Here is an 11,386-nt window from a genome sequence, read left to right as displayed (position 1 = left end):
GGGTGTTTTTTCGTCTGGGGCGGGGGGGAGGGGGGTTTCGCCTGGGGGGGGGAGACCTCTGCAGAGGGAAAGGGGGGGTCCCTCCCGGTGGGCACCCACCCCCCTTTCGCATGTACGGAGGGACGTCGTCTCAGTCCATCAGCATGCGGAAACGCGCAGCGTTGCCCTTGTCGGTGTCGCGGTATCCGATGACGGACTCGTCGAGAAGCTGGGCGATGCGGGTCAGGTCCTGGTTCATGCCCGCCATGTCCTTGGTCAGGATGTCCTGGCTCTCGCGGTAGGCCACCTTGGCCTCACCGTCCCAGTTCTCGGCGACACGGTTGACCTGGGTCATCAGGTCCTGGAGCTTCTGGGAGAGCTCCGATGCGGTGACGCGGACATCACCGGCCGCCTGGGTCACGGTGTCGTAATTGACGGCAGTGGTCATTGCCTTGCTCCTATGTGCCTACGAGTGCCTGTGCGGCGGTATTCAGCGGAGGACGGGGTACCTGTCGGCGGTCGGCCGCTCAGGCCATGCCGAGGATCGCGCTCTGACCGGAAGGGGTGTCGTCCATCTTCCGGAAGGCGGCGATACGGTCCTCTTCCTGCTGCGTGAAGCCGTCGGCGCTCATCCGCATGATCTCCTCGAGCTTGACGAGCTGGAGACGCATGCTCTTCAGGCGCTGGTTCAGATTGAACTGCACCCGGTCGTACTCCTGGCTGGCGGCACCCTGCCAGCCCGCCTGGATGCGGTCCACGACGCCGTTGAGGGACGTGATGCGAGCCTGCAGCTCGTCGTGGAACTCCTGGATCCGGTTGGCAAGGCCAATCTGATCAACACTGGTTACATTCAGGTCCTTCGACACCTCGTGCCCCTTCTTCCTCACGTACAGCGGACGGGAAGCCTTCGATGCCGCCCCCGTGCCGGGTCACTCGCGTGATCCCGTCCGGTCACTTTAGTCACCGGGCAGGACAGTTCCAACTGCAAAGCGCCGTAGGGAGACTTGGCTCACCGCTGCCATCTGCGGCGGCTGTCCCGCAGCACCGTCGCGGTGCCCGCTACGACCGCGACCAGCACTCCGCCGATGCCGATCGCGTACGTCGCGTACCGCTCGTCGCGCTCCTGCGGGGTCTCCGAGAGCGAGAGGTGCGCCGGCTCGGGCGCCGGTGGCTTCGGCGGGCCGGGGTCGGGCGTCGGGGCGTCCGGCGGGCCCGCGTCGCCGTCCAGCGCGCGTACGGGGTCGACGACACCCCAACCGACGAAGTTGTCACGGCCGTTGACGGCCCGCTCGGCGGTCTGCTCGATCTGGGCGACGACCTGGTGCGCCTTCCACGTCGGGTACTTGGCCCGCAGCAGGGTGGCGACACCGGCGACGTACGGGGCGGAGAAGCTCGTACCGTTGTCCACGCACTGGCCGCCGCCGGGGACGGTGGAGACGATGTCGACACCGGGCGCCGCGACCCCCACGAACTCGCCGGCCTGCGAGAACGCCGCACGTTCGTTGTTGCGGTCGGAGGAGGCGACGGCGAGTACGCCGTCGAAGGCCGCCGGGTAGGTGTTCTTGAGCTCGCCGTCCATGCCGTCGTTCCCGGCGGACGCGACGACGACGATGTCCCGCGCGACGGCCCGCGCCACCGCCCGGCCGAGGTCCGACTGCGGGGTCAGCGCCTGTGTCGTGTCCTGCGAGATGTTGATGACGTCGGCCTTCTCGGCGATGGCGTGGTCGATCGCCGCGGCCATCGTGTGGGACTTGCCGCTGTTCCTCTCGTCGTTCTGGCGGATCGGGATGATCGTGGCCTCGGGGGCGAGCCCGACGAAACCGGTGCCCTTGCGGGGGCGGGCGGCGATGATGCCCGCGACCTTGGTGCCGTGGCCGACCTCGTCGACCGTGCCGTCGGTCTTTCCCCGGTTGCCGGCCGCTTTGTCGACGGCGTTCTTGTCGGGCTCGAGGAAGTCCTTGCCTGCGGAGGCGTCGACGGCCGGCTTGAGCTGCGGGTTGACGTCGTCGACGCCGGTGTCGATGACGGCGACGCGGACGCCCTTGCCCTTGGTGTCCTGCCACAGCTCGTCGAGGAGCACCCGCTGGAGCGACCAGGGGATGCTCGCGATCTGCTTCTTCATCGGGAAGGTGCACTCACCGCTGCCGTCGATGCCGAGGCCTGGACCAGGGCGGGCGGGCAGTGCGTGCGCGGCCGGGGGCGCGGCGACCAGGCCGGTCAGGGCGGCGGCCAGCAGAGCGCTCGTACGGTAGGTCACCGGAGCACCTCTCACGAACCCTGCGGCTGGCGGGCGCTGTTGGTGTCCAGCCGCGGACCCTTGGACAGGAACTCCGACCAGGTGATCGGTACGAGCGTGGGGGTGACCTTCTCGTAGCCGAGGCGGATCTGTGCCTTGCTGGGCTCGGGGCGGCCGTCCTCCTCCTTCTCCCGGTCGCCGGCGCCGATGTCGGAGCGGGCGGCGTCGCTGTCGCCGTTCGACTGGACCGCGTACCGCAGACCGGTGTCCGTCACGAGGAAGAGCGAGCCGTCGGGGCTGGTCTGCTTGCCCTGGATCTGGGTGTAGAGGAGACCGCTGCCCGGAGTGACGTACGTGCTGGTGCCGCCCGCGGTGATCTCCGCGGGGTACTTGGTGCCCGCCCAGGTGGACAGGGTCGTGCGCCCCTTGTCGTCGACCTTGCGCAGGACGCTGCAGACGGTGTCGCGGGAGCCCGGCCCACCCGTGGAGTTGACCTGCTCGGACCGCTGTGAAGGCCATCGCAGGTCCGCACCGAAGGCCTCGGACTGCGGCTCGAACGAGGCCGCGTCCACGGTCGTCGCCTTGCCGTCCATGTCGAGGTCGAGGGTCTGCGGGGAGTTGATGAGCAGCCAGGCGGTGAAGTCCGAGACCGGCTGCACCTTCCCCGGCAGCACGACGTAGTGCTGCGGTCCGGAGCCCGTCTGTGCCTGGAGGACCATGCCGACCCGGTCCTCGGTCCCGGTGAGGCCGCCGCCGACGTCCGCGCTCGTGCCGACTGCTCCGGGGATCTCGGGGAAGTCGACGGGACTGCCGTCGTGGAGTGTGGCCAGCCAGTCGTCGGTGACGGCCTGCGGTTCCCGGCTGCCGACGAGGGCACGGGTGAGGATCGCGGCGTCCGAATCCTTGCCGCGCACCAGGTACTTGGTGCCGCCCGCGTCCACGAGGTAGCGGGCGCCGTTCTGCCCCTTGACGTACAGCACCTGACCGCCGGTCAGCCGCTGCTTGCCCTCGGTCCTGGACAGATCGCGCTCGGCGAGGACGAACGTCGCCTTCTGCACGCTGGCGCCCTTGCCGCCGCCCGGCTGTTCGCAGACGGCCCAGCGCTTGGGCTCGGCCGCCTCCGTGTCACTCGGCAGGCGGTCGGGGGCGTACGGAATGCCGAGGATCGGCCCGCGCGGGGGATTGCCCGCGTCGAGCACGTCGTCGCTGACCTGGATGACCGCGAACTCCTGCGGATCGAGCAGCAGACGGGCGGACGCCAGGTTCAGCACGGGGTGCAGCAGCTTCTTCTTGCCGGTGCTGAGCACCACGTAACGGGTCGTCGACTCCTTGCCGACAATCACCTTGGTGCCCGGCTTGTCCCAGTCGTTGGGGGCCTTGGGCTTGAACATGCCCCAGGCGCCGAAGCCGGCCAGGACCAGCGCCCCGACGACGAGGCTCGGGACGACGGCACGCAACGGGCGCGGCGCCCCCTCCTCCGTACCGGTGGGTGAGGGTTGGAGGAATGCGGCCACCGTGCGCTTCTTCGCAAAGGTGTACGCGTTGAGCTCATCCCGCCGTGATGCCATGAGTCCCCATTGGTCGAAAAGCCGCAGTCCTCGCCGCGGGCCGGGAGCGAGCGCTCACCGGAACCCGGTTGTCGGACCGGCCCCCTACTATGCCTGCTGATCGAAGGCGCTTGTGGGGCGGGTAGGGTGATGCCGCCGCCAATGCCCTGGCAGGCCAGGGTGATCGGGATGAATCGGGGGGTTTCTCCATCATGGCTTCCGCGACGCGCACGCGGGCCGCCGCGGCCGCGCCGTCCACCGCGCCTCCCTCCGTTCCGGCCCCCGGATCACCCCGGCGGTCGTGGTCCGCCGCACCGTCGACAGGGGATCGGGGGACGGTCGCGCCGCGACTCAAGGCCCGCACCGGGCAGTTCGGTCCGTTCCGATTGCAACAGCTCGTGCTGATCGAGTGCGCGGCCGCGCTGCTACTCGTCGCCTGGGTGACGGAGCCGCTGCTGCTCGTTCCCGCCGGTGTGGTGGCCGCGCTGCTGGTGCTGCTCGCGGTGCTCCGCAGGCACCGGCGCTCGCTGCCCGAATGGCTCTCGACGGTGATGGCGCTGCGGGCACGGACGCGCAGGGCGGCCTCGCTCGTCCTGCCGCCCGACACGGAACCGGGGCTCGCCCCCGCGGTCGAGTGCGACCCGGCCCTGCGCACGTACTCGTACAGCGACCGCGACAGGCGCCCGGTCGGAATGATCGGTGACGGGACGTTCCTGACGGCTCTCCTGCAGATCGAGTCGGACGCGACGGCGCTGCGCCCGGACCGCGGCGCGCGGCCGCTGCCCGTGCGTCTCGTACGGGACGTGCTGGAGGTCGACGGAATCCGGCTGGAGTCGGCGCAGATCGTGCAGCACACCCAGCCCGCGCCCGCGCCGCATCTGCCGCAGCAGTCGGTGGCCGCGCGTAACTACGCCCCGCTGCAGGCGCAGACGGGCGCGCCCGCGCTCCGGATCACGTGGATCGCGCTCAAGCTCGACCCGGAGCTCTGCCCCGAGGCTGTCGAGGCGCGCGGCGGTGGACTCGTGGGCGCGCAGAAATGCGTGGTGCGGGCGGCGGACCAGCTGGCGAGCCGGCTCGCCGGAGCCGGGTTCGGCGCGACCGTGCTGACCGAGCAGGAGCTGATCGCGGCCATCGCGACCTCCACGTGCGCCAACCCGCTGGCGACAGCTCAGGCGAGCCGGGCCGAGGTGCCGGGGCGGCGCACCGAGGAGACCTCGCGGACCTGGCGCTGCGACGACCGCAGGCACACGACGTACTGGGTCGGGCGGTGGCCGCAGCTGAGCGGGGGCGGCGCCGCGGGAGGCGCGTCGATGCCTCAGCTCGTCGCGCTGCTCACGTCACTGCCCGCGCTCGCCACGACCTTCAGCCTGACGCTGGGGCACGGCGACCGGCAGGAGGTGACGGTGACCGGGCATGTGCGGATCACCGGGCGCAGCGACGAGGAGCTGGTGAGCGCCCGTCATGAACTGGAGCGCGCGGCACGCGGGGTGAAGACCGGGCTGGTCCGGCTGGACCGTGAGCAGCTGCCGGGGATGCTGGCCACGCTGCCGCTGGGGGGTGCGCGCTGATGTCGATGCCGTCTTCGGGGATGCCGGGTGCCGGGATGCCGGGTGGTGCCGGTGCGCCTGGTGCCGGGGTGCCGTCCGTACGGAACGGGCGCGGTACGCAGCCTTCCGGGCGCGGCGGCAGGCCGAGGACCGGGTTCGGGCTCATCGGGCCACGCCGCGACCGGCACGCCGTCGCGCTGGAGCAACTGGACGCACTGGCCCTGCCGGTCGGCGACGACGGCGTGGTGGTCGGTGTGGACGCCGAGGGCCGGCCCGCGGTGCTCGGCATCAACCGGCCTACGCCGTACGACGTCACGCTGATCGGCGGCCTGTGGACGGCACAGGTCCTGGCGCTGCGCGCGGCCGCGACTGGTGCGCGGATCGCCGTCGAGACGGGCCGTGGCCCCGGCTGGTCGAGTCTGGCGCAGGCGGCGGGCGGCGGGCAGCCGTGCATCACCCTGCACGACGTGGGCCGGGTGCCACCGCAGGGTGCGTCGGCCGTCAGCCCCGTGGTCGTCGTGCGCGACTGCGGAATGCGGCCGCCGCGCGGACGGGTGGTGTCGGGCCCCTGGCAGTCGGTGGTGACGCTGCTGCCGTATCTCAGCCCGGTGGCGCCGAGGCTGATGGAGAAGTCGACCCTCGTCGGCATCCAGCGGGTGTCCCCGGAGGAGGCCGCCCAGATCGGCCGCATCATGAATCTGCCGCGAGGCGAGACGGAGGCCCTTTCCACTCTTGCCGATGGTGTGACGTTGTGGTGTACGGCACGTGACCGCCAGTTCGTCATGACGCAGGCGACGGACGCCGAGACCGGGCTGCTGGGCGCCGCACGCCGCATGGACTGACGCGGATCCGTCCGGATTTGACCGGTTCGGCCCTCACCTTGGGCCGCAGCGGGGTCACTTCGCGGCCACTTGGGGTCAGGACGTGACGCAGGGGACAGTCGCCGGGGGCCGGTCCGCCCTGCCGCGCTAACGGTGTTGACGATTAGGCTGGGAGTGGGCGCGACGAGAACCTGCGGGCAGGTGCATCGCGTCACAAGGGGGAGAGCCGGGCGGATCGGACCGACGGTAACGGTCGCCCCCACCCACGACGGCACAAGGGTGCTCGACCACAGGAGGCAAAGTGAACGGCGATCGGGACGAGATCCGCGGGGGCTGGAACAGGCCCGTCGATGATCAGTCCGACGCGGAGCCCGCCGAGATGACGGGTGAGTTCACCATCGACTACACCCCGCCGGCCTGGTACACGCAGAACGCGTCGGGGGACACCGATGGTCAGGGAGTGACGCCTCCGCCGCCGTCCGGGGCACCGATAGCAGTGCCCGGGCTGCCCGCGGGAAGCGGCTTCGAGCCCAACTGGGCGCCCGCGCCGCCTCCGCCGGCGCCTTCGCCTGCTCATGCCGCGCCGGTTCCCGTTGCTCCGGCCCCCGTTGATCCGGCCCCGGTTGCCCAGTCTCCGGTTGCTCCGCCTCCGGTTGCTCCGGCTCCGGTTGCTCCGGCTCCGGCAGCGCCGATTGCCCCTGTTGCCCCGGTCGTCGCCTCCGCGGACTCAGGAGTCGGCGCCTCTGAGCCGTTCGGCGGCGGAGACGTGGAGAGCGGGGCGACGATGCGCTTCTCCCCCGCCGCGCTGAAGCGTGAGATCGCGGAGCGCGAGGCGGCTGCCACTGCCGAGGCGCCCGTCGATGCTGCCGGCGAGGCGTACGGCGAGGACGACGTCCGGGCAGCGGATGCCGATGGAACGGCTGCGGCGACCGGCGACGCCGAGGCCACGGACCCGGTGGACGCGGTGGATTCCGTGGACGCCCTGCCGGCCGGGGACGCGGTCGACGAGGCGGACGGCGAGCAGGACGGTACGCCCGAGGACGCGGCCGACGGCCAGGACGCCGACGGGGACGGGGAGGCGGAGTCCTCCCCCGAGGACGCGGTACGGGACGAGGCAGAGGATGCCGCCGCCGAACCGGCCGACTCCGTGCCGGCCTACATGCCCGTCGACGCGCCTTCGGACGCCGTTCCCGACTCCGTTCCGCAGGACACCCCGCCCGCTCCGGCCGCGGCCCAGCCCTGGGCTCCCCCGCCGGTGGCGCAGGGCACCGGCCTGCCGCCCCTGCCCCCCGCGTTCCAGCCGGCCGCCCCGACGGCCGCGCCGCAGTGGCCCGTACCGGCGGCCGAGCCGGCTGACCGGCCGGCCCTGCCTGCTCCGGCCGCCGACGCCGGTCCCCAGCACGGCGCACCCCCCAACCTGCCCGCGCAGCAGGGTGGATACGGATTCCCCCAGCCCGGCCAGCCCGGCCACGGCACCCCCAACCTGCCCGCACAGCAGGGCGGATACGGCTTCCCCCAGCCCGGACAGCCCGCGCCCGCGGCCCCCGAAACGCCCAACCCGGCCACCCCGCAAGGCGGATACGGCTTCCCCCAGCCCGGACAGCCCGGTCAGCCCGGACTGCCCGGTCAGCCCGGTGGTCCCACGCCGCTGCCGCCCGCCGTGCCCGCGCCCCAGGCTCCGCACTTCCCCGCGCAGCAGGCCCCGGGACAGCAGCAGGCCCCGGGGCAGCCGCAGCCGCCCGCCGCTCCGGTCGACCCGCGCACCGGTGGCGCCTGGCCGACCCCGATGACCCACGACCAGCGCGAGCGTTCCGTACCGGGCGCCCCGCTCGGGTACACCGCGGCCGTAGAGCTGTCCTCCGACCGCCTTCTGCGCAACAACAAGCCGAAGGCGAAGTCGAGCCGCAACCCCTCCGGTGCCGCCGCCCGTTTCAAGCTCGGCGGCAAGAAGGAGGAGCAGGAGAGGCAGCGCAAGCTCGACCTCATCCGCACCCCGGTGCTGTCCTGCTACCGGATCGCGGTCATCAGCCTCAAGGGCGGTGTCGGCAAGACCACGACGACCACCGCGCTCGGCGCGACGCTCGCCACCGAGCGGCAGGACAAGATCCTGGCGATCGACGCCAACCCGGACGCCGGCACGCTCGGCCGCCGCGTGCGCCGCGAGACCGGGGCGACCATCCGCGACCTGGTCCAGGCGATCCCGTATCTGAACTCGTACATGGACATCCGCCGCTTCACGTCGCAGGCGCCCTCCGGTCTGGAGATCATCGCCAACGACGTGGACCCGGCCGTCTCCACGACGTTCAACGACGAGGACTACCGACGCGCGATCGACGTGCTGGGCAAGCAGTACCCGATCATCCTCACCGACTCCGGCACCGGTCTGCTCTACAGCGCGATGCGCGGGGTGCTGGACCTCGCCGACCAGCTGATCATCATCTCCACCCCGTCCGTCGACGGCGCGAGCAGCGCGAGCACCACGCTCGACTGGCTCTCGGCGCACGGCTACGCGGAGCTGGTGCAGCGCTCGATCACCGTGATCTCGGGCGTCCGGGAGACCGGAAAGATGATCAAGGTCGAGGACATCGTGCAGCACTTCGAGACGCGCTGCCGCGGGGTCGTGGTCGTGCCGTTCGACGAGCATCTGTCGGCGGGCGCCGAGGTCGACCTGGACATGATGCGGCCCAAGACCCGTGAGGCGTACTTCAACCTGTCGGCGATGGTCGCCGAGGACTTCGTACGGGCCCAGCAGGCGCAGGGGCTGTGGACGTCGGGGGGCCAGGGCCACCAGCCGCCGCACCTGGCACCGCCGATGCCGGGCCAGGCCGCGCCGGGTCAGCCCGTGCCGGGTCAGCCGATGCCTGGCCAGCCCATGCCCGGTCAGCCGTACGCCCCGAACCCGCAGCAGCCGCCCTACGGCGGACAGCGGCCGTACGGCGGCCAGCAGCCCTACCCGCCGCAGCCGGGCGTGCAGCAGGGCTGGCAGCAGTCGCTGCCCTCCCAGGCGCAGTCCCCGGCCAACCCCGCAGGACCGCCCCCGGCACAGCCCGGCGGCCCGGGACAGTCGCAGCCGGGCCACCCTCACCCGGGCCGGCCGGGACATCCGGGCCAGCCCGGACAGCCCGGTCTGCAGGGTCCCGTCCCGCCCGCCGGATACCCCCAGCAGCAGCCCCCGCAGGCGCCGCCAGCCCCTCAGCAGTAGGGCAACAAGGGTTTAGACCAATGAGGGCCCGCACCGTTCTCCACGGGGCGGGCCCTTCCGCATTCCCGCAGCCCACAAGGGGTTTGACGCTTCGCCAAGGCATCGTTGACACGTCTAGACCGCGCTGATAGACCTTCGCTTCACCAGTGGGCGCCCCAAGATCCACGTGCCTTCTCCGAGCGAGCAACGACGCGAGGTCAACGTCTCATGGTCACTAATGCTCCATCACGCACCGCACGGCAGCACCCGTTCATCCGGCTGCTCCTCGCCTCCGGCGTCGCCGCCGCCTCCGTCCTGGTGGCCACCCCGCAGCAGGCGCAGGCGGACGACGACGGCAAGGACGGCGGCAAGAACGTCCTCACCGTCGCCGTCTCGCAGAGCGTGGACTCCCTGAGCCCGTTCCTTGCGCAGCGGCTCCTCTCCACCAGCCTGCACCGGCTGATGTACGACTACCTCACGAACTACGACGCCAAGGACGCGCACGCGATCCCCGGTCTCGCGACCGAGTGGAAGTCGTCGCCGGACAAGCTGACGTGGACGTACACCATCCGCAAGGACTCCAAGTGGTCCGACGGCAAGCAGGCCACCGCCGAGGACGCCGCCTGGACCTTCAACAAGATGATGACGGACGAGAACGCCGCCACCTCCAACGGCAGCTTCACGGCCAACTTCAAGAAGGTCACCGCGCCGGACCCCGAGACTCTGGTCATAGAGCTCAAGAAGCCCCAGGCCACGATGACGGCCCTCGACGTCCCGATCGTGCCGAAGCACGTCTGGGAGAAGGTCGGGGACTTCTCCAAGTTCAACAACGACAAGCAGTTCCCCATCGTCGGCAACGGGCCGTACATCCTCACGGACTTCAAGGTCGACCAGTACGTCAAGCTCAAGCCGAACAAGGGCTTCTGGCGCGGGGCACCGAAGTTCGACGAGCTGGTGTTCAAGTACTACAAGGACGGTGACGCGGCGGTCGCGGCGCTGCAGAAGGGCGAGGTGTCCTTCGTCTCCGGGCTCACCCCCGCCCAGGCCGCCTCGCTCAAGTCCGCGAAGAACATCAAGGTCAACGACGCACCGGGCCGCCGCTTCTTCGCCCTCGCCACCAACCCGGGGGCGCAGTCGAAGGACGGCAAGAAGTTCGGCTCCGGCCACGCGGCCCTCCTGGACCCGGCCGTCCGCAAGGCGCTGTTCCACGCCGTCGACCGCGAGACGATCATCGACAAGGTCTTCCAGGGCCACGCCGTGGAGGGCGAGGGATACATCCCGCCGCGCTTCGCCTCGTACTTCTGGCAGCCGGCCCCCGAGCAGAAGATCGACTACGACCCCGCGAAGGCGGCGGCACTCCTCGACCAGGCCGGGTACAAGAAGAACAGCAGCGGCAAGCGCGCCGGCAAGGACGGCAAGCCGCTGGACTTCCGGATCCTCTGCCACGCCACCGACCCGAACGACAAGGCGATCGGCAAGTACCTGCAGGAGTGGTGGGGCGAGCTCGGCATCGGGCTGAAGGTCGACTGCCTCGACAACGTCTCCGACCCCTGGGTCGCGGGCGACTACGACCTGGCGTTCGACGGCTGGTCCGTCAACCCCGACCCGGACTTCGTCCTGTCCATCCACACCTGCGCCGCCCTGCCCGCCACGCCGAAGGACACCGGCGCCACGGACAACTTCATCTGCGACAAGGCGTTCGACGAGCTGTACGCGAAGCAGGCCGTGGAGTACGACCCGGCCAAGCGCGCCGAACTGGTCAAGCAGATGGAATCCCGGCTGTACGACACCGGGTACATGAATGTCATGGCGTATCCGAACGCCGTCGAGGCGTACCGTACGGACCAGATCAAGTCCATCACGACCATGCCGGAGGCCGGCGGCAACATCTACGGCCAGGACGGCTACTGGAGCTGGTGGTCCGCCGTGCCGGCCGGTGACGGCGGATCGTCCGACAGTGGCTCCTCCACCGTCGCTGTCGCGGTCGGTATCGGTGCCGTCGCCGTTCTCGCCGCCGGGCTGGGCCTCTTCGTCAGCCGGCGTCGCCGGGCCACCGCGGAAGACCGTGAATAGTC

The 11,386-nt window shown here is 71.0% G+C and carries 8 protein-coding genes; 4 read left to right on the top strand and 4 right to left on the bottom strand.

Annotation, left to right across the window (positions count from 1 at the left end):
• Window positions 1-130: 130 nt before the first annotated feature.
• The 4 genes from ACFV9O_RS05110 to eccB form a co-directional block, all read right to left on the bottom strand.
• Entirely contained in the window at window positions 131-427 is a 297-nt protein-coding gene (locus tag ACFV9O_RS05110; protein ID WP_385412427.1) for a WXG100 family type VII secretion target, read from the bottom strand.
• A gap of 79 nt (window positions 428-506) precedes the next feature.
• Window positions 507-845: a WXG100 family type VII secretion target gene (locus ACFV9O_RS05105; RefSeq protein ID WP_385412425.1), complete on the bottom strand. Its 339-nt coding sequence runs from the start codon at window positions 843-845 to the stop codon at window positions 507-509.
• 143 nt (window positions 846-988) lie between these two features.
• Entirely contained in the window at window positions 989-2,236 is a 1,248-nt protein-coding gene (gene mycP / locus ACFV9O_RS05100) for a type VII secretion-associated serine protease mycosin (RefSeq protein ID WP_385412422.1), read from the bottom strand.
• 11 nt (window positions 2,237-2,247) lie between these two features.
• Complete coding sequence (gene eccB, locus ACFV9O_RS05095) at window positions 2,248-3,783, bottom strand: type VII secretion protein EccB (protein WP_385412419.1); 1,536 nt, start codon at window positions 3,781-3,783, stop codon at window positions 2,248-2,250.
• A gap of 191 nt (window positions 3,784-3,974) precedes the next feature.
• Between eccB and eccE the strand changes: the two genes are divergently transcribed.
• The 4 genes from eccE (at window position 3,975) to ACFV9O_RS05075 (ending at window position 11,384) form a co-directional block, all read left to right on the top strand.
• Window positions 3,975-5,330 (top strand): type VII secretion protein EccE, encoded by a 1,356-nt coding sequence (eccE, locus tag ACFV9O_RS05090; RefSeq protein ID WP_385412417.1) that lies wholly within the window; start codon window positions 3,975-3,977, stop codon window positions 5,328-5,330.
• Between the two features lie 5 nt (window positions 5,331-5,335).
• On the top strand, window positions 5,336-6,151 hold the full coding sequence (locus ACFV9O_RS05085) for a hypothetical protein (protein ID WP_385412514.1): 816 nt from the start codon (window positions 5,336-5,338) through the stop codon (window positions 6,149-6,151).
• Window positions 6,152-6,431: 280 nt separating this feature from the next.
• Window positions 6,432-9,332, top strand: a complete 2,901-nt coding sequence (locus tag ACFV9O_RS05080; protein ID WP_385412414.1) for an SCO5717 family growth-regulating ATPase — start codon at window positions 6,432-6,434, stop codon at window positions 9,330-9,332.
• A gap of 207 nt (window positions 9,333-9,539) precedes the next feature.
• Window positions 9,540-11,384, top strand: coding sequence for an ABC transporter substrate-binding protein (locus ACFV9O_RS05075; RefSeq protein ID WP_385412412.1), 1,845 nt, complete (start codon window positions 9,540-9,542; stop codon window positions 11,382-11,384).
• Window positions 11,385-11,386: the final 2 nt, after the last annotated feature.

Source organism: Streptomyces sp. NPDC059909 (assembly GCF_042730885.1).
Lineage (GTDB): Bacteria > Actinomycetota > Actinomycetes > Streptomycetales > Streptomycetaceae > Streptomyces.
The sequence above is the reverse complement of the archived record's forward strand: the minus strand, read 5'-3'. Positions and strand labels throughout refer to the sequence as shown.